Consider the following 19,588-nt stretch of genomic DNA (forward strand, 5'->3'; position numbering starts at 1 on the left):
TTCTATTCTTAAGCCATAATTAACTATGAGTATTCCTTCTCAACCCCAACCTTTAAGCATTCCTCCCCGCTTACTCTTGGGCCCAGGTCCCTCGAATGCTAACCCCCGTATTCTAGCAGCTATGAGTCTTCCTGCCATCGGACATCTTGATCCCTTTTATTTACAAATGATGGACGAGATCCAAACCTTATTACGATATGTGTGGCAAACTGAAAATGAGTTAACCATTTCTATTAGTGGGACAGGAAGCGCAGGAATGGAGGCCAGTTTAGCTAATGTGGTTGAACCTGGGGATGTGGTATTAATAGGGGTTATGGGTTATTTTGGTAACCGTTTAGTGGATATGGCCACCCGTTATGGTGCAGATGTTAGAAAAATAAACAAACCTTGGGGGGAAAATTTTAGTTTAGCAGAATTAAAAGAAGCATTAGAAACCCATAAACCTGCTATTTTAGCATTAGTTAATGCCGAGACTTCTACAGGAGTAAGACAACCCTTAGAAGGGGTGGGAGAGTTATGTCGAGAACATAATTGTTTATTATTAGTTGATGCAGTTACAAGTTTGGGAGGAGTTCCTTTTTATGCTGATCAATGGGGTGTGGATTTAGCTTATAGTTGTAGTCAGAAAGGGTTAGGTTGTCCCCCCGGACTTTCACCATTTACCATGAGCGATCGCGCCTGGGAAAAGTTGCAAAAACGGACAACTCCAGTGTCTAATTGGTATTTAGATATGAACCTATTAAATCAATATTGGGGAGAACCTAGAAAATACCATCATACCGCCCCTTGTAACATGAATTATGGCTTAAGGGAAGCATTAAGTTTAATTGTAGAAGAAGGAATCGAAAATAGTTGGCAGCGACATCAACAAAATGCAGAATTATTATGGGAAGGTTTGGAAAAAATAGGGTTAGTTTGTCACGTAGAAAAACAGTTTCGTCTTCCTACTTTAACCACCGTCCGTATTCCTGAAGGAGTTAACGGGAAAGCCGTTTCTAGCTATCTTTTACAAGAGTATAATATAGAGATTGGAGGAGGTTTAGGCGAATTAGCTGGTAAGGTTTGGCGTATTGGGTTAATGGGTTACAATTCTCGTCCTGAAAATGTTTTATTATTATTAGAAGCATTAAGAAAAGTTCTTTAATTTTTCCCATATTCAGAAACTGTTTATTCAAGAAGGATTAAAAAGCCATTGTTTAGGGTGGGTAAATTTATTCAAAATTAGGAAAACTTTGAATAAACTGCTGATTTGACCACCTGAACGTTTTAACATAAACAGTATTTTAATTATTAATCTTGAGAATTAATGTTAGATAAAAGCTTTACACCTAAACTAACCGATGATGGATCTTATACCTTTTTTTCCGATGAGTTTGAAGAGTTATTTCATTCCCATTCAGGGGCAAAACAAGAAGCACAATATAAGTTTATTGAACCTTGTCAAATAAAAGAAAAAGTAACTGTTAAAAATACAATTAAAATTATTGACATTTGTTACGGATTAGGGTATAATACAGCAGTTGCTTTAGAAAATATTTGGTCAATTAATCCTAAGACAAAAATAGAATTATTTGCCCTAGAAAATGACATTAATGTACCGTTACAGGCTATAAAGTCTGACTTATTAGATAATTTTTCTGATGATGTTATTGATGACTTAAGCAGTTTAGCAAACCATCAAAAACTTAAAAACAATCGTTTAAATGCTCAACTATTACTAGGGGATGCAAGACAGACTATAAAAACAATAATTAATCAAAACTTTCAAGCAGAAGCTATTTTTTTAGATCCCTTTTCTCCCCCAAAATGTCCTCAACTGTGGACAGTGGACTTTATAAAATTAGTATCTCAATGTTTAGGAAAAGATGGATATTTAGCCACTTATTCCTGTGCAGCTTCTGTGAGAACTGCGCTACAATTAGCAGGGTTAAAAATAGGAGCAACCAGAAGTGTAGGAAGGCGATCGCCAGGAACTATTGCGAACTGGAAAGGTAATAATTTACCTCCCTTATCTCAACAGGAAATAGAACATTTACAAACCCGTGCAGCCATTCCTTACCGAGATCCTGACTTAATAGATACAGCCGAAATAATTAAAACTAGAAGAGAAAAAGAACAAAGTAAAAGTGATTTAGAACCCAGTAGTCACTGGAAAAAAAGATGGTCAAATAATGGATAACGGATAATGGACAATGGATAATTGATAATTAGGGTTTGCTGAATAAAAGCAAAACCCTATTCTTTAAAAGGTTACACCCATATTCGCGATCGCAAAAAAGATCAGCTTTGTCGGCTACAAACCGCTATAATTGGTAGAAACACCTCCCAGTTGTTGGTCAAGAACAAATGTATCGAAAAGAGGAGCAACCTTTACCGCCCCCAGAAAAATTTGAATTACCTTTCGAGGGCAAATTGTCCCCCAATAATCGTTGGGTAATCATGGCAGAGTTGATACCTTGGGATGATTTTGAGGAAGAATATGCTAAACTTTTTTCAGCAGAAAAAGGCGCGCCAGCCAAACTATTTAGAATGGCATTAGGGACATTAATTATTAAGGAAAAATTAGGAACAAGTGATAGAGAAACTATAGAACAGATTAGAGAAAATCCCTATCTACAATACTTTATAGGTTTAAATTGTTATCAACAAGAGCCACCACTGGAATCTTCAATGCTAGTTCATTTTAGGAAAAGAATTGATGGAGAATTGATAAACAAAATCAATAAAAAAATAGTAAAAAGAGAAATAGACAAGAGTGATAAAGAAGTAAAAAAAAAGGATTGTCTCCAAGAAAAAGGAGAAAAAATAAAAAATAAAGGTAAACTAATTTTAGATGCGACTTGTGCGCCAGCAGACATCAAATACCCAACGGATTTAGGCATATTAAATCAAGCCAGAATTGAGACAGAAAGAATAATAGATAATCTTTATAACCCAGATTCCGCACTTCAAAATGTAGTATAAAAAAATACATAGTTTCAAAAAGTCCGAAAATCATACCTGGGCAAGAATATTTCTCTTTTCATTAAATTTTTAGGAAAAATAATCAAATTAAGAAGATTTATACTCATTGAAAACTTAGCAAGACTCAGCACAAACGAAGGAGAGTTTCCTCTTCTCATTTGATATCATTAGACTCTTATTCTTTTATTATTTTTGCTTTATCCAATTCAATTTATAGATAATATCTTTAACAAGATGCAGGTAATAAACTCAATATAAAACGCCTTTCTTCTGTTAAATTGACAATTTGTTTAACTCCGTTTAAAATCACATAATGAATACCTTGAAAACATTGAAATATCCACCTCAAAGTCGGACGCAATGTTACTTTCCCTACTTGATTATTTATTCCTTTTTTGACTCTTTTTAAACAATTTCTTAATTCTCTTTGCCCCAAGTTATAAATCAACAAACACAAAGACATTAAAAATAACATTGTTTCTATTCTTTCTGGTTTTTTAACGAAGAAACTATCAGTAAAAAATAAGGGATCTTTCAAAAATCGAAATCCTCTTTCCGTAGATTGCTGGTTTTTATAAGTTATCAGAATTTCACTAGCTTCTAATTTATTTTCCTCTACTAAGTTAGTTGCTAAAATAAATTTTCCTGCTTCTTTAGTCTTTCTACTTATCTCTTCATCTTTTTTGATGATCAGACTAATCATTTTATAAATCTTTTCCTTTTTTTTCGAGTAAGTTTCAATCAGTTCAACTTCTTTTATTTCCAACAATCTCAATTTTTTATTAATAGCTTTTAATTTATATCGAGCAGCTTGAGGATGTTCAAATTCTTCAGATTGTATTTCTTTAAGAAATTTTTGGGATTTCTTCTCTTCTTGGGAAAGTTGTTTTTCTAGTTTTTCCAAATCACTTTTCTGTCTTTTTTCACTCAAGACTATTAACCAAGTTTGCTTGATTCCACCATAAGTAACAATTTCTTCTTTCCAGGTATAACTTTCTAAATTTAGGTCACTTCTTTTTTCTTTATCTTCATCTTTTACTTCTTCCACCTCTATATTTTGCACTAATTCTTTTGCTTTTTTTATGGTCATTGGAACTCTCGTTATCCATTTTAAATGTTGGATTAGTTGGAGATTTTCTTGACCATATAAAGCACTATCACAAATCATGATACTATCAAACTTTATTTGCTTTTTGAATTCTACTAAAACTTTTCCAAATACAGCTTTATCAGATTCATTTCCATCTCCTACTCTCACAAATAATGGAATATCTCCATCTTGGCTTGTTATTAAATCCAAGACACATTGTTTTAAGTCTGGTCTATGATCCCGAGAATATCCTTTCTTAATAAAAATTGGTCTTTCTTTAATAATTTTTTCTTCTTCCTGTTTCTCTTTATCTTCTTCCCTTTTATATTCTCCATCTAAATGAAATGATGTGGAATCTAAATGGGAGTATTTAAGGTCTATTTTAATTTTTTTAATTACTTCTAAAACTACTTCAATAAAAATATCATTTAGTCCATATTTATATAATTCATCCATTACTCTCCCAATTTTATCATCATTAAGGTAATCAGGTTTAATTCTTTCTCCTAACAATTTCTCAATGGCTTTATCTTGAAAAAACTGACTGAATAAATATAGAGGTCTTGAAACAAATCCTAGTCCATTGATTAAAATAGACTTAACTACTGTACCTGCTGAGATTTTTTCTCTAACATCTATTCCTAATTTATTATTAATTATTTTGACTATTCCTATTTCATCAATTAAACCAGCTACTATCCCTAAATGGTCTAAATTTTTAACTTGTATTTCTTCTAAATAAGACATTTTTCGCTCTTTTTTTACAGAGGAAACAACTTAAGCAATTGTCCCACTTTTTTGTCTTCAAGAGCTTAAGCAATTATACTTAATTATTAAACCCAGGCTTGTAGTATTTAATGCTACTTTTTGAAGTGCGGAATCTGGGATGTAAATTTGTGGGCTGCCAGAAAATTAGCTGTGGTTTTACCCCGTGATTGGGAACAGTATTTGAAGACTAATAAATCCATCAAAATCACCCCTAGTCTAGTTCAAAGAGACTTTTCAAGAATAATTACGACCTTGGGGACTTTCGCCAAATTTCCCAAACGTCGAGGTTTTTCTTCCGGACGTATTAAAGGTTACAAAAAAGCCCCACGAACTCGTCATGATGTTATCAAGAAAGGGAGCAAAAAATCAACTGAAAACTTAAAAGCTCCTTAGTTTTCCTCAGAATCTATAGATTAGCCCTATTTGTCAGCAAATTTTATTGACTGATACAGAGCCGATATTTTGGGATTTTAGTTTAGCGTAAAATATACGCTAACAAAATTTTTTTGTCCAAAGTCCAATCATCAAAGGGACTGCCTACTAAAGCAGTATTACCTGACAATGAGACAAAATATCCAAACCAATCACCAGCAGCACTATCAGGGGCCTTTAACTTGCCAAGATAATCACCTGTGGTGACATCAAAAAGATATGCTGAACCACTATCAGTTCCCTTATCGTCATCTCGATAACTACCTATTAAAGCAGTATTGGCTGACAATGACACCGAAATTCCAAATATATCACCACCCGAACCATCAGGAGCAGTTAGCTTATGGAGTAAATTCCCTGTGGTAACATCAAACAGATAAGCTGAGCCACTATTTAATCCCTTATCATCGTCCACATTGCTACTCACCAAAGCAGTGTCACCATACAATGAGACAGAACCTCCAAAACTATCATTGGCTGCACCGTCAGGGGCAGTTAACTTTCGGACTAACTCACCCGTGGTGACATCAAACAGATAGGCTGAACCACTATTCGTCCCCCTATCATCGTCCAAAAAACTACCTACTAAAGCAGTATTACCTGACAATGATACAGAACGTGGATTTCCAAAGAAATCATTCGCTGCACCATCAGGAGCAACTAACTTTTTATCAAACTCAAACGCAGATGCAGAATTAGTACAAACCAAACCTAAACCAAAAGATAAACCCAGTACAGAAGTAGTGAGGGAATTAAAATATAATCTATATTTCCCTTTATGCAAATAAATAAGTTTTTCTAAACCAAACATAAGAATACTCAGAGAAAAATTAAATTGCACTACCTTTATATCAGAAAAATTCATGAGGCGTGTTAGTGCTTTAGTATTACTTGGTTTGAAAAGGATTTTGTACCATTTGCTTGTCAACTTTTTGGGTTAAATTATCTAATTCCATTACTTCTCCATCACTCAGTCGCCAACCCATTGCCCCTAAATTTTGTTCCATTTGTTGACAAGTTTTTGCCCCAGGAATGGGAATAAACCCTTTACAAATACACCAATTAATGGCTACCTGCGCCATAGTTTTCTCTCTGAATTTAGCAATTTCTTCTAAACCCTGTAATAAAGGACGAATTTTCGGCAACATTTGCTTAAAAACTATACCCCTAAACCCCTTGGGAACCTGGCCATTTTCTTGATATTTTCCCGTCAATAATCCCAAAGCCAAAGGACTATAAGCAATTAATTTTATCCCTAATTCATCACACACTTCTTTAACCCCTAATTCTGTCACAGGGTAAGTGGATAATAATGAATATTGTATCTGTAAAGTTGCGATGGGGATATTTCTTTCAGTAAACCTTTTAATTATTTGTTTGATTCGTTGCGGACCATAATTCGATAAACCAACCCCTTTAACTAACCCTTGTTCATACAAGTCCCCTAACCCATCTAATAAGGGCCATTCTTGCCAAGAAAAATAATTAGCCGTTGGCCAGTGCATTTGCACTAAATCAATATTTCTTCCTAACCGTTGCGCCGAAGCTTTTCCAGCGTTTACCATAGATTGACGAGTCCATCGCCAAGGATAAGCTGCTAATTTAGTAGCCAGACAAATTTTATCTTGATTGGGTCCTTGATAAGCTTTGGTAAATTCTCCTAAGAGGGTTTCGCTGCGTCCTTTGAGTTTTCCTGTACCATAAGAGTCTCCCGTATCAAACAAGGTAACACCACGACTCACAGCTAAGTTAAACACTTGCTGTAAATCCTGATCCATCGTTTGCTCGTAACCCCATAACAAACGATTTCCCCAGGCCCACGTACCACAACCCATGGGAGACAAGGAGAGGGAAGAATTAACATCAATGAAGGTTTCTGGATGGTTATCTAGGTTTTGGGGGGGTTGTGTTGTCATTAGCTAAATAGGTTCTCCCGACAGTTTGGTGTAGAAAGTATAACAGATTACATATTTGGACTGGTGGGTTACGGTGCGGTTAACGAAGTCAGAAGTCAGAAGTCAGAAGTCAGAAGTTGTTTTTGAAACAGAGATTTATGCTCCGCTTCAAAAACTATGCGCCTTAAAAGGCGGGGTTTTAGACCCAACTATTTTCGATAAAAACATTATAAGTTTTTATCAAAATTAAATCTGCACCTAACCCACCCTACGATCGCTTAACATTTCCTTATTACCATAAATACGGGAGAACCGCTAAATATTAGCAATTTACTATTAATTAATAAATCATCTTCTATGGATAATTACCTCTCTCTAAAAGAGAAAAGTAAAGAAGCAAATGAAATTTTTGCTTTTTCTCTTGAAAGGAGAGGTTTTTGATTGAATTAATTAATTATAAATCAACGACCCCGGATTTCTCACAAATTAATTTGAAAGCCCAATCCAGAGATGAAAAATGATAATTTTTAGGACTAATAGAAATTTTGAATATAGATGAATAAAAAAATTGACTTTGATTATCCAAAAATTGAGTTTAAGAGGGAATAATTATATTAACTTTTGATTTTCTCCACGATAAATAAGACTAAATGAAAGTATCAGTCAGTCAAAAACTTATGATAGATATCTTTTTTAAAAAACAACTTATTCTACTTATCCAGTATTAGGAATAGTTTTAATTCTTTTGTTAGCAATAGACAAAATATCTTGATAAGGACAAGCACTAGCTATAGCGATAATAATTCTTCTACAACTAATCTTTATTCTGGCTCCCAACTTAAGAAGATTTAGACGTATTCTTCCCACAGTTGCTTTAGCCAATGAAGTTTTTTTTAAACAGTGTTGACGAAAAGCATTTATGAGAACATAAGCCCAGGAATGTATCCATAATCTTAGTTGATTACTTTGAAATGTTTGAGTTGAAGTTCTATCAGCTAACAAGTCTAATTGTTGTTCTTTAATCCGATTTTCCATCTCGCCTCTCGGACAGTATTTTTTTGTATAAAGTTTTGAGGGTGGAATTTTTGAAGCGGGCAAAGATGTCACCACATGGCGCATTTTTAAGCCATCACTTCCATAACAAACTTTTGTCACTACTCTTCTTTGACAACTCCATGACTTTTCTGTTTTATAACGAATAGAGCGATACCAAGTAGAAATTGGTACTAATTTTTAAACTTCTTCTAAATCTTCTTTTTTCTGAAATAAACTATCCATTAATTCAGTTATTGGAGCTAGTTTTTTTTCATATTCATGTTTGGCTTTTTCAATTACATCATCCGCTCGTAACTTAAGAACGCCATTTGTTCCCATAGCTATAACATAATCAACTAAAGGCTAATTTTCACAAAAATAGAAGATTTCTTCACGGGCATAGGCACTATCACCCCTAACTAGGATATGAGTCTCTGACCATTTTTCTCTAATTAGTCCGATAATTCTTTGTAATTCGTCTAAGGCTCCATCGGCTGGATCTACATTAGATGAACGAAGTTTAGCAACTAATAAATGATGCCCACAGAAAATATATAAAGGAGCATAACATACTCCGTGATAATAACTATTAAAAAATGCCCCTTCTTGATTACCATGTACTTGGTCATCCGTGACATCCATATCTAATATAATACTTAAGGGAGGTTTTTTATAAGACTCTAAAAAAAATTCGACAAAAGATTTTTCAATGGCTTCAAAGTTGGGTTCTATTTTATGATAACGACTCGTTTTTTGATCGAGAATAGTCTCAGGACAATATTCCAATCTATTAATTGTACTTTTTCCAGCTAACCATCCCTTTTTATCTTCAAGTTCATTAAGCTTTTCTAAAGCGATCTTAAGGGCAGGATCGTGACGTAATTTATCATGGTCATTGACATCTTCATAGCCTAAAATAATTCCATAAAGCCTTTGTGCTAATAACTCATGAACGGAATGATCTACATAAGATTGATGACAATGATCTTGAAAACAGTTACCAAACTTCTCGGTAATTCCCAGTTTTTTATCCAACTCAGCTATCCAGACAATCCCCGCATCTGAAGTGATTAGTCCCCCATCAAAATTAGCGATTATTTCTTTTCCTTTCTGTTTACTAAAGTTGATTACTTGACGAGGGGTTCGGGGATGACTGGGACTCATTAAATCAGTTTAAGGCAAATTGCTTTAATAATTAAATTATAGCATATTTTATTCTAACAATCTAGTACTATTAGAGATTTTATTAATAATTTTTTTGGAAAAATGAGTGATTGATTTATCTTTTCATCTTTGTCTAATTCGGGTTGATTTTAACTTAAAATCTGACAACAGACTGTTGGTTGGGGAAATCTGCGATCGCTCTGTTCAAACCCACTTCCTGTAAGGCTTCTGTGTTTGGTGATCGCAGATTTTGTGAGAAATTCGGGCGACGAGGGTTAGAAGCTTCTATAAGGAAATGTTCTCCGTCTTTTTGATAGACAAGAACTCGCTCACCTCTAGCTAACGAACCACTGGGATGATGAAATTTTAGTTTAGTTTGATCCGATAATTCTACAAAAATAATACTACCATAAGCACCAGAAACTACTCCTGTGATTGTACCTACTTCATAGGGAGACTGTCTGGCTATATTTTCAGGATTAGAATTTGTTTGCCCAGAAGTTTGTTTAATGGGTTCGGCTGGTGTTATTTTGGCAACAGAAACTAGGGCAACAATTGAAATTATGCCAACTAAAAATCCTTTCATTTAATTATGTCCTCGATGAACAAATAACCGAGATCGTTTAAGACTTTAACAACCTCTATTATGAGTATTTTTTCCTTTCCTTCAATTTAGAAGTTATCATCAATCAAAGCTATAAAGAGAAAATAAAATTCACAACATCTAGGGGCTTAATAATATTAAGCCCCTAGAAAAGTTATAGTCAATAATTAATTTAGTTTTAAGTTATTTTCAAGGGTTCTCGGAGTAGGCGAATATATAAATGTTTGAAGGTAGAACGAATCACCCGAGGTAGTCCAAAATCAATGGGCATTTGTTGTTTAGGTAACTGCCAATCATTAATTTGTAATTCAGTGGGATGGCAGAGGGGAAATTCGATATCTGCAAGATTACTGGTTAACCCTAAGCGTTTTTGAGCAGCATAGGTGGGAATGGAGGAAGGAGATACCTTTAAGAGTTCAATCATGGCGCAATCTAAGGCAAAAACGTCCGCAGAAGCCCCCAAAATACCTAATTCTCTGGGTTCTCCATTACTCGGACCATTTCCTTGATGACCAATAATACCATCGATAATGGTTAAATTCGGGGCGATCGCTTTAGCTGTTTCCACCAACATTTCCCCAAAAAGGTTAGCATCTTTTCCGGCTTCCATGTGCCACCAAGCTTTCATTTTACCAGGAACACAACCAAACAAGTTTTTCACTCCCAAGGTTAAGGTTAACTGAACATGGGATTTAACTTTAGGCAGGTTAATAACCACATCAGCATCCATAGCTTCTTTAGATAGACGTAAATGGTTAAAATTATCGCTATCGTGGCTGTAACGTTTGCCTTGGAATTCTACTACTTCTAAGCCTAATTCCTCTATAATTTCTCCGTAACCGTTGGCTAAGGCAACCCCACGAGCAGAACCAAAAGCGGGACTATCACCTAAAAAGGGTGTTCCTCCTGCTTCTTTGACCAACTGTGCAACACAATAGACCATTTCTCGACGGGTGACGCATTCTTTGGTAGGACGACTTCCGGTTAATAAATTGGGTTTTAATAACACTCTTTGGCCGGGTTTAACAAAAGAGTTGATTCCTCCTAATGGTTCTAAAAGTTGTTCTAAAGAGGTTTTTAGTAAAGGGCGATGGTAGGAATGGGCTGATAATAAACTGACGCTAGACATAATGATGGTTTACTAAGTAAAGACTCAATATATTAATATATTTCTATGCTAAACAATGTGGCCAAAAAACGCTAGAGATGAGTTTTAAGCTCATCTCTAGCAGTGACAGAAAAATTAGGGGAAATCCGTTAACCCAGCCCAGGGTTGTGTTGAATTAAACTCATGAACTCCTGACGAGTTTTCGCATCATTGGCAAATTCTCCTCTGACTGCACTGGTGGAAGTCCAAGAACCAGGTTTTTGAACTCCTCGCATTACCATACACATATGAGTTGCTTCTACAACTACCGCTACCCCTTTCGGTTGTAACAATCCTTGAAGTGCATCGGCAATCTGTCCGGTCAGTCTTTCCTGTACCTGTAAACGTCGTCCGTACATTTCACAAATACGAGCAATTTTTGAGAGTCCAATTACTTTCCCATCGGGAATATAAGCAACATGAGCGCGGCCAATAATGGGTAAGATATGATGTTCACAGGAACTAAATAGGTCAATATCACGAACTAAGACCATTTCATTGGCACTTTCATGAAAAACTGCTTCATTAAGAAGTTCGTCTAAGGATTGATGATAGCCAGAAGTCAAAAATTTAAGAGCTTTAACCACTCGTTTTGGTGTATCTTTTAAACCTTCGCGATCTGGATCTTCCCCTAATCCTAACAATAAAGTCCTTACCGCTTGGCGCATTTCCTCGTCAGAAACAAGAGGCCGTTGTGTAGTAGTTAATGATGGTAATTTATTATCGATGTTGTTAAGTGGATTCGGTTGAGACTGAGCTAAAGTCATAATGTTGAGTTAAATTAAACAGTAAGAGAAGTAGCTAAGCAGTTATTTAGCTTTTGGCGGAGTTTATCGGCATCTAAATGACGACCGATAAAGACTAGTTGGTTGGCAGGAGAGTTAGACCAGGGTTCGGACTTGATATCGTTGCGCTGTCCGCACAGTTGGAAAATATGGCGTAATTCGCTTCCTGCAAACCAAACAATTCCTTTGGCACGAAATACTTCTAGAGGAAGTCCTTCGCTTAAAAACTTGTGAAATTTATAGACATCAAAGGGTTTGTCACTTTGAAAAGACATGGATATAAAACCATCTGTTTTGAGGTGATGGGAATTGTGGCGATATTCTGGTTCCAGAAAACTATCTGTGTTAGTTAAGCCCACATCCAAGATTAACGGTAAAGAGACTTGGGCGTATTGGGTAGGGATAATTCTGGGATTCTTTTTGATAGAGGTAATGTAGGTTTCTAATGCGGTTATTTGTTGCTTATTGGCTAAATCGGTTTTATTTAATAAGAGAATATCTCCATAGCTAATTTGTTTAAAGGCAATCTCGCTATCAAAGTGTTCTGGGGTAAAAGTTTCTGCATCAATTACGGTGATAACCGCATCTAACCGTGTGAAATATCGAAAATCTGAGCCAACAAAAGTCAAAATAATTGGTAAAGGATCAGCTACCCCTGTGGTTTCGATAATCAAACGATCTACTTTTTCTTTCCTAGCTAAGATTCTTTTTACAGCTTGTATTAAACCGTCATTGATGGTGCAGCAAATACAACCATTACTTAACTCTACCATGTCATCCTCGTAGGAGACTAAAAGTTGGGCATCGATATTTATGTCACCAAACTCGTTAACCAGTACCGCAACTTTTTGGTCAAGTTTATTGTGCAGAATTTGATTGAGTAAGGTTGTTTTGCCGCTACCGAGAAACCCGGTAATTATACTGACTGGTAATCCTTGCTGATTAATCCCTGACATGGCAAAGAGAAGCAATTGGGTTTACAAAAGTTAATTATACTATAAGGATAATCGTTCTCAAAACTTTTATTTTTTCAACCTAACTAACCTGAGTTGGATATAAGGAAATTTGGAGAAAACTGACTCAACTAAGAAGTCTCAAACCCTCATTTTCTGGTTAAAAAATCATAACACCTAACCCACGTAACTAGAGTATCCTTGACAAAAATTAATCAGTATGTTTATCAAATAATTTAGGTAAACTAAATGAATGGTTAATATCTGGCTTAATTAAACATTCATCAAGCTGTTGTTTAATTAATGACTGATCTAGATTACGGCCAATGAAGACAAGTTCGTTTTTTGGATGGGTTTGCTAATCATCGGCTTGAAGATCGTAGCGAGGTCCACTCAGTTGAAAAATATGTCGGGAGGGACTTTCTTGAAACCAGAGTATTCCCTTGGCACGAAAGATATTACTGGGTAGTTGTTGGGATAAAAAATGTTCAAATTTTTTAATTTCAAAGGGGCGATCACTTTGAAACGAAACGAAATTAAACCCATCGGTTTCTAAATGATTGTTAAAAGCCGATTTATTGCGTCTAAATTCGCGTATTTCAGCTTTATAGTTATCTGTTTGATTCAGACCAACATCTAAAATTAAAGGTAAAGGTACTTGTCCATATTCGCTTTCCAAAATTCTAAATTCTGATTTAATCTTTTCAATAAATACTTTTGATTCGTTAATTTTATCTTTTGTTGCCAAGTCAATTTTATTTAAAATCACCATATCACCATATCTAATTTGTCTTAGAGCAGCATCACTATCAAAGTGTTTAGCATCAAAAGCCGCTGCATCAACAACTGTGATGATAGCATCAAGGCGAGTCAAAACCTTTAATTCCGTTCCCACAAAAGTCATGATAATTGGGAAAGGATCTGCTAATCCTGTTGTTTCGATAACTAAATAATCTACTTTTTCCTCTCTTTCTAAGACTCGATAGACAGCATTAACTAAACCATCATTAATGGTGCAACAAATGCAACCATTTCCCAATTCTATCATATCTGATTCTACTGAAATAAGCAGTTGCTCATCAATATTAATATCACCAAACTCATTGACTAAAACCGCTATTTTTAGGTTATCTTTATTCTGTAAAATTTGATTGAGTAAAGTTGTTTTACCACTACCTAAAAAACCAGTAATTATGGTGACTGGCATTCCACATTTGGGTAAGGATGGCAGAGCATCGGAGAGGTTGAAGTCTAGACGAGTCATAGTCTTGAGTTAATTGCTTTTCAGATATTTAAACAATGATTATCATTATCATAATTCACCAATGGTCACTCATTGAAGAAAACCATCTGTCTTACCCACTGGATCAGCGTCACGTAACCTTTGTACTCGTTTTAAGGCTTCGATAATAACTTGAGAGTCTGCACCGGGTAAATGAGCATTTTCGCTAATATAGCGTTTCCAGGCTTTTGTTCCTGGAATACCAGCAAACATGGCCAATAAATGGCGACTAATACGATGGAGTTTATGGCCACGACTCACCCAATGGTCGATATAAGGTAACATTTTCTCGATAATCTCATGACGGGTTGCTGGAATGATATCTTCTTGATAAATATCTCGATCCACAGTCGCAAATAAATAGGGGTTATCGTAGGCTGCTCTACCAATCATTACAGCATCAACTATTTTTAAATGGTTGTCTACTTGTTCTAGGTTGGTAATACCACCATTAATTTCGATCAAAAGGTGAGGAAAATCTTGTTTAAGACGATAAACGTCTTGGTATCTTAGGGGGGGAATATTTCGGTTTTCTTTGGGACTTAATCCTTTTAACCAAGCTTTTCTTGCGTGTATTGTAAAGCGTTGACACCCTGCTTCAGCAACGATCGCCACGAAACGGGCCATCTCTTCGTAACTGTCTTGATCATCAATACCAATTCTCTGCTTAACTGTGACGGGTATATTAACCCCTTGTTGCATCTTCTGGACACATTGGGCCACTAATTCTGGCTTAGCCATCAAACAGGCTCCAAAATGACCGCTTTGAACGCGATCGCTAGGACATCCCACATTCAAATTTATTTCATCATAACCCCAATCTTCGGCAATGATAGCGCATTCGGCTAACTCTTGGGGGTTATCTCCTCCCAGTTGTAAGGATAGGGGTTTTTCTTCGGGGGAAAAGTCTAATAGTTTTGGGCGATCGCCGTGTTTAATGGCCGCACTGACAATCATTTCTGTGTATAGTAAAGTGTGGCGAGTAATTTGCCTCATCAAGTAGCGAAAATGGCGATCTGTATAATCCATCATCGGTGCTACACTTAACGGGTTCATTGAGTTTACTTGATTTTCGTTAATTATGTTGAAAAAACCATGACTCCGAACTCCGAACTCCGAACTCCGAACTCTGGTGTACCGTACTCATCTTAACACTTAATGCTATATCAATATGAGTTTATTTATTGGCGATCGCATTTTAGTTCCTATTGATTTTTCTCAAGATTCTTTTAATGCCCTTGATGAAACTCTAAATTTTATCAAAGACCCCAATAAAATAACGGTTATTAATGTTTTATTACCGTTAGAGGCTGTCGATCCTGGGGTTATTTGGTCAACTTTAGACAATAATACTCGCGAGCAAAATGTTCAAAATTCTTTTTATGAACGTTATCCTAAATCTTTGGTTGATAACTTAAAATTAGTTATTAGAGTGGGAAACCCTAGCATAGAAATTGTTGATTATGCTAAAAAAAATAACATTGATTTAATTGTCATCGCTTCTCATGGACGTACAGGATTAAATCGTTTTTTGTTGGGTTCTGTTGCCGAAAAAGTTGTTCGTTTGGCTCAATGTCCTGTGTTAGTTTGGCGTGATTATAAATAAGGTTATTTCCGCCATAGAATAAGCTAAAAAGCATTTAAAATGCTTTTTAGAAGGCAAAAGGCAAAAGGCAAAAAGCAAAAGTTAAGAGGATTATAGCTTTTTTATCCATTTCAAAAATAAGCGGTTTAAATGCACAACAGCTTATACATTATTTCCCAATTATTCCCCCCTTAAAAAGGGGGGTTAGGGGGGATAAAAAGGGATCTCTTTTATCATAAATAATCTAAGTCTAGAGACATTTAATGAAATGTCTCTTAATAATATCTAAAATGCTTAGACACAACCTTTCACAGAGACGGTATAAGTTTTGGTTATAGAAATGGGATCACCGACAAATAAATTAACTTGAATAGGAAGATTATCTGCTTTAGGAACTCCTTCTATTACTATTGGTTGTCCTGCTGTGTAACTTTTTTGTTCGTTGTAGATTTCATCGGCAGTATTATCATTATATTTCAGATAAGCTCGCACTTTATAGTCTCCATCACTTTTAGGGGTAAAAGTAACAATATATTTATTGTATGCTTTGAGAGGAATAATAGAGAAATCTGTATTCCAGTTATTATTTACCCCCGCACTCGCAGGCCCTGGTAAAGGTATAGGTAAACTGGGTTGAGAAACGGTTTTTGTTACCTCGGTTTCGTTTTCTTCTTGTCCACCAACAACAGGAAAAGCGGTACAGGTTTGACCATGACTAGGTTGTATATTTAAGGGTAATAAATTAATCCCTATTAATACACTAATCCCTAATAAACGAGTTACCTTTTTATTTAAAACACAGTTCATGATTGTCATTTTATTCTGATTTTATAAAAAACACATATACCGTACCATAAATATTTATTTTAGGCAAATACTTTTACAAATCTTTAATTTGTATTTCCTTTTTACTAAAGGGTAAGTCATCATTAACAGCATCAATTTCTTCTTGTTCCATATTATTAATTTCGGGGATATAATGTTGAAGAATTTGGTTCATTTTCTGGTCATAAAATCGGTGCAAACTATAATTAGGAGTAGCAGGGAAACCTCGTCTTCTTTTGTGTCTTCCTCCGGCACCAGGATCAAACATTGTTATTCCTTCTTTGATGGCCCATTCTATGGGTTGATAATAACAAGCTTCAAAATGAAGACAATCATATTCTTCAAAAGATCCCCAATAACGGCCATATAGGTTATCATCTTTTCTAATACAAAAAGACATTCCCACGGGTTTATGATCATCATAATCTGTATAAGCAGCAGCTAAGACTACACGATGGGAATAATGGGGATAAAGTTGTTCAAAAAATTTACGGGTTAAATATTGACTTCCCCAATAAAACTTTTCACAGGTACTACTATAAAAGCGATAAATCATGGGATACAAATGATGGGGAATATCCTCCCCTGCTAACACTTTCATATTTAAGTTAGCTTTACCAACTGCTTTTCTTTCTCGTTTAATATTGCGTCTTTGGTTAGCATTAAACTGTTTTAAGTAGTCATCAAAATTATTAAAACTGGGGTTAGACCAAATATAACTATGATGTAACCAACTACTAAAACCACAATTTTCAATTATCGGTTTCCAGTCGGGGTCAACAAATAAAAAATGACACCCTGACAGTTTATTTTGATCACAAAAATGATCAATTGCTGCTACCATCATTTGTGTAATTTCTGCTTCATCTTCGTTAGGTGCAATCAAAAAACGATAACCCACAGCAGGAGTAAAGGGTGTCATTCCTAGAAGTTTAGGGTAGTAGGGAATAACGAGACGATGGGATAAGTCGGCCCATTGATGATCAAAAACAAATTCCCCGTAACTATGTCCTTTAATATACAAAGGTGCAGCAGCAATTAACTGTTTATCTCTCCATATTGTTAAATGACAAGGTTGCCATCCTGTACGAGAAGTTGCACTTTTGGAAGTTTCGATATTATTTAGCCATTCCCACTCTAAAAAAGGGGTTTTTAAGGGGGTTGCAAGTTCATCCCAAACGGGTTTAGGTATTTCAGAAATTTTTTGAATCCAACTGATAGAGTATTGAGGTTTTGCTCGTTTAAACATAGATTAACATTGTTTGGGGAACCATCTATCTAGGATAATAAATTTTTCTGCAAATGACAGCCTAAATTATTGATCATTCTTCTGACTTCATTAAAATACCTTATAATGTAAGAAAATTTCTTGTTCTATTTGTTCTAAGCTTAATAGTTCTAATTTTTGACTATGTTTTGAGAGAAACCCTTTTCCTTCTACGGGAGTGGGTGCTGTTTTTCCTCCTAAAATGTAGGGACAAAGGGTTAAGCAAAATTCATCGATTAAATTTTCTTCTAAACAACTAGCTACCAGTTCCCCACCTCCTAAAATAGCTAGATTATTTAATCCTATTTCTTTTAAATGTTTAAATGCTGCGACTAAGTTGATTTTTCCTGTTTCTTCAGGAGAAAATGTTAATACTTTTTCAAAGTTTGAAGTATCATTTTTTGTTCCTTCTTCTGTGGTAATTAACCAATGGGGGACAGGTTGAGAAAAAAAGCGTAAATTATCGGCTATTTTCCCCGAAGCAGAAACAACAATATTAATGGGTTGACTGGGTTTATTTTCTTGTTTTCTCTGTGCTAATAATTCAGTGTTTCTCACGGTTAAAGTGGTGCCATAAGCTCTTAATGTTCCTGCACCAAATATAACACCATCTACTAATGATATTTGTTTCTCTAAATGATTTTTATCAATATCTGAGCCAAACCTCGCTGCATTGCGTTGAAAATCAGCAATTTTTCCATCGGCAGTCGTGGCTAAAATAACTGTTGTTTTGGGTCTATTTTCCATTGTATTTTTTGACTTGACATGGTATTATAAGGATAATGGAAAAGGTGTGCGCTTATAACCTCTGATTTAGGGTAAAAGAAGTAGGTTTCAGAAACAGTAGCCAAAGCCAAGCATTTTCAAATAAAACTGTAGGGTGTATTAGTGAAGCGTAATACACCAAAATATCAAAACAATGATAGTTGCTCGAAAATGGTGGGTTACGAAGGATGGTTATGTTGTGATGATCACCTAAATTATAGCGGTCTAACCCACCCTACGAATATAACTGAAAGTTAAGACTGTGTTGACTCGTTTGTGTCTTTCCAAGCTTTAAATGCACGTACAACAGCTTTATCTTGTTCGTCAAGTCCTCGAGCTAGAATTTCTTGAAACGCATTCTCATCCCGTATTTCTCTAAAATAAGCGCGTAGTTGTTGGTTGGTCATTGACTGAAATTTAGGGTTAGTTTGACTCATCTGATAATATCTCTCAATCAACGGTAATTAAGAAAAATCGTTCGTCTTCAGTGCCGAATTGAACGTATAAATAATGTGGTGTTCTCTCATCAACTCTAATAATGGTTATGGGTTCTTTGAGATATTCCGTTATCCAATAAGCAATGTCATACAGTTTTTCTGTCTGCGCTGGTGTTGGTTTCATGCTGATCTAAACACAGAATGATTTTATTATAGATGATTTTGATAGGCGATCGCTAGTTAATGGGTTAGGAAGATAATTGGTTTTCATTCTTTCTCTAATTCAATTAAGGCTTCTTCAAGGCTTAAAGGGGTTTCGTCTTCAACTTCTATCATGGCACGATAGAGGCCAGTATCTTCGTAAGCTTCTATCATTTGTTGATAATCTTCAAAGTTAATGACGACTTGCTGAATCTTACCTTGATTATCTGTAATCAATTCTTGAGCAAAAGGATAATCTTTTACACCCATAATTTTTCCTCATTTTTATAGGTTTTTCAATCTTCTTCTAATCTATCTTATTTTGATCGCCATTATATTTTAAGGGAACAGGGAACAGGCAACAGGGAACAGGCAACAGAAAAATGTCC

Annotated in this window: 17 protein-coding genes and 4 pseudogenes; 5 read left to right on the forward strand and 16 right to left on the reverse strand. The window is 35.4% G+C overall.

Features of this window, described 5'->3' with window-relative positions:
- Positions 1-25: 25 nt before the first annotated feature.
- The 3 genes and pseudogenes from CWATDRAFT_RS08095 to CWATDRAFT_RS08105 form a co-directional block, all read left to right on the forward strand.
- Entirely contained in the window at positions 26-1,144 is a 1,119-nt protein-coding gene (locus CWATDRAFT_RS08095; protein WP_007304546.1) for a pyridoxal-phosphate-dependent aminotransferase family protein, read from the forward strand.
- A 162-nt stretch (positions 1,145-1,306) separates the two neighbouring features.
- Entirely contained in the window at positions 1,307-2,179 is an 873-nt protein-coding gene (locus tag CWATDRAFT_RS08100; protein ID WP_007304547.1) for a tRNA (5-methylaminomethyl-2-thiouridine)(34)-methyltransferase MnmD, read from the forward strand.
- A 167-nt stretch (positions 2,180-2,346) separates the two neighbouring features.
- A pseudogene (locus tag CWATDRAFT_RS08105) lies at positions 2,347-2,937 on the forward strand (transposase); the annotation flags it as partial.
- 253 nt (positions 2,938-3,190) lie between these two features.
- Here CWATDRAFT_RS08105 and CWATDRAFT_RS08110 read toward each other — a convergent pair.
- The gene (locus tag CWATDRAFT_RS08110) at positions 3,191-4,801 is read right to left on the reverse strand and encodes an IS1634-like element ISCwa1 family transposase (RefSeq protein WP_007304549.1); all 1,611 of its coding nucleotides are present in this window, start codon (positions 4,799-4,801) and stop codon (positions 3,191-3,193) included.
- A gap of 141 nt (positions 4,802-4,942) precedes the next feature.
- On the opposite strand from CWATDRAFT_RS08110, the pseudogene CWATDRAFT_RS08115 reads away from it, so the two are divergent.
- Positions 4,943-5,215: pseudogene (locus CWATDRAFT_RS08115) on the forward strand (NF041680 family putative transposase); the annotation flags it as partial.
- A gap of 82 nt (positions 5,216-5,297) precedes the next feature.
- Here the strand turns inward: CWATDRAFT_RS08115 and CWATDRAFT_RS08120 are convergent.
- The 9 genes and pseudogenes from CWATDRAFT_RS08120 to dusA all read right to left on the reverse strand — a co-directional run bounded on the left by CWATDRAFT_RS08120 (position 5,298) and on the right by dusA (position 15,199).
- Positions 5,298-6,119, reverse strand: a complete 822-nt coding sequence (locus CWATDRAFT_RS08120; protein ID WP_007304550.1) for an FG-GAP repeat protein — start codon at positions 6,117-6,119, stop codon at positions 5,298-5,300.
- A gap of 22 nt (positions 6,120-6,141) precedes the next feature.
- The gene (locus CWATDRAFT_RS08125) at positions 6,142-7,170 is read right to left on the reverse strand and encodes an aldo/keto reductase (protein ID WP_007304551.1); all 1,029 of its coding nucleotides are present in this window, start codon (positions 7,168-7,170) and stop codon (positions 6,142-6,144) included.
- A gap of 693 nt (positions 7,171-7,863) precedes the next feature.
- Positions 7,864-9,348: pseudogene (locus CWATDRAFT_RS33140) on the reverse strand (IS1380-like element ISCwa5 family transposase).
- Positions 9,349-9,502: 154 nt separating this feature from the next.
- Complete coding sequence (locus tag CWATDRAFT_RS08140) at positions 9,503-9,934, reverse strand: hypothetical protein (RefSeq protein WP_007304554.1); 432 nt, start codon at positions 9,932-9,934, stop codon at positions 9,503-9,505.
- Positions 9,935-10,130: 196 nt separating this feature from the next.
- A complete protein-coding gene (locus CWATDRAFT_RS08145; protein ID WP_007304555.1) occupies positions 10,131-11,081 on the reverse strand; it encodes an Npun_F2552 family protein in 951 nt (316 codons plus the stop codon).
- A gap of 128 nt (positions 11,082-11,209) precedes the next feature.
- On the reverse strand, positions 11,210-11,866 hold the full coding sequence (gene folE, locus CWATDRAFT_RS08150) for a GTP cyclohydrolase I FolE (RefSeq protein WP_007304556.1): 657 nt from the start codon (positions 11,864-11,866) through the stop codon (positions 11,210-11,212).
- 14 nt (positions 11,867-11,880) lie between these two features.
- Complete coding sequence (locus tag CWATDRAFT_RS08155; RefSeq protein ID WP_007304557.1) at positions 11,881-12,840, reverse strand: CobW family GTP-binding protein; 960 nt, start codon at positions 12,838-12,840, stop codon at positions 11,881-11,883.
- 208 nt (positions 12,841-13,048) lie between these two features.
- Positions 13,049-14,101 (reverse strand): annotated as a pseudogene (locus CWATDRAFT_RS08160) (CobW family GTP-binding protein).
- 69 nt (positions 14,102-14,170) lie between these two features.
- Positions 14,171-15,199: a tRNA dihydrouridine(20/20a) synthase DusA gene (gene dusA, locus CWATDRAFT_RS08165; protein WP_071892189.1), complete on the reverse strand. Its 1,029-nt coding sequence runs from the start codon at positions 15,197-15,199 to the stop codon at positions 14,171-14,173.
- A 91-nt stretch (positions 15,200-15,290) separates the two neighbouring features.
- Here dusA and CWATDRAFT_RS08170 point away from each other — a divergent pair, with 91 nt between their 5' ends.
- Complete coding sequence (locus tag CWATDRAFT_RS08170) at positions 15,291-15,725, forward strand: universal stress protein (RefSeq protein ID WP_007304560.1); 435 nt, start codon at positions 15,291-15,293, stop codon at positions 15,723-15,725.
- Between the two features lie 273 nt (positions 15,726-15,998).
- Here the strand turns inward: CWATDRAFT_RS08170 and CWATDRAFT_RS08175 are convergent, their stop codons facing one another.
- The 6 genes from CWATDRAFT_RS08175 to CWATDRAFT_RS08195 all read right to left on the reverse strand — a co-directional run bounded on the left by CWATDRAFT_RS08175 (position 15,999) and on the right by CWATDRAFT_RS08195 (position 19,469).
- The gene (locus CWATDRAFT_RS08175; RefSeq protein ID WP_081450931.1) at positions 15,999-16,511 is read right to left on the reverse strand and encodes a hypothetical protein; all 513 of its coding nucleotides are present in this window, start codon (positions 16,509-16,511) and stop codon (positions 15,999-16,001) included.
- A 73-nt stretch (positions 16,512-16,584) separates the two neighbouring features.
- Positions 16,585-17,778, reverse strand: coding sequence for a GNAT family N-acetyltransferase (locus CWATDRAFT_RS08180; RefSeq protein ID WP_007304562.1), 1,194 nt, complete (start codon positions 17,776-17,778; stop codon positions 16,585-16,587).
- 90 nt (positions 17,779-17,868) lie between these two features.
- Complete coding sequence (locus CWATDRAFT_RS08185; protein ID WP_007304563.1) at positions 17,869-18,543, reverse strand: RibD family protein; 675 nt, start codon at positions 18,541-18,543, stop codon at positions 17,869-17,871.
- A gap of 272 nt (positions 18,544-18,815) precedes the next feature.
- On the reverse strand, positions 18,816-18,998 hold the full coding sequence (locus tag CWATDRAFT_RS38350; RefSeq protein ID WP_021831010.1) for a DUF6887 family protein: 183 nt from the start codon (positions 18,996-18,998) through the stop codon (positions 18,816-18,818).
- Positions 18,999-19,011: 13 nt separating this feature from the next.
- Positions 19,012-19,182, reverse strand: coding sequence for a DUF6888 family protein (locus tag CWATDRAFT_RS37095; protein ID WP_157134055.1), 171 nt, complete (start codon positions 19,180-19,182; stop codon positions 19,012-19,014).
- Positions 19,183-19,265: 83 nt separating this feature from the next.
- A complete protein-coding gene (locus CWATDRAFT_RS08195; protein ID WP_007309966.1) occupies positions 19,266-19,469 on the reverse strand; it encodes a hypothetical protein in 204 nt (67 codons plus the stop codon).
- Positions 19,470-19,588 lie beyond the last annotated feature (119 nt).

This window comes from Crocosphaera watsonii WH 8501 (assembly GCF_000167195.1).
Classification (GTDB): Bacteria; Cyanobacteriota; Cyanobacteriia; order Cyanobacteriales; family Microcystaceae; genus Crocosphaera; species Crocosphaera watsonii.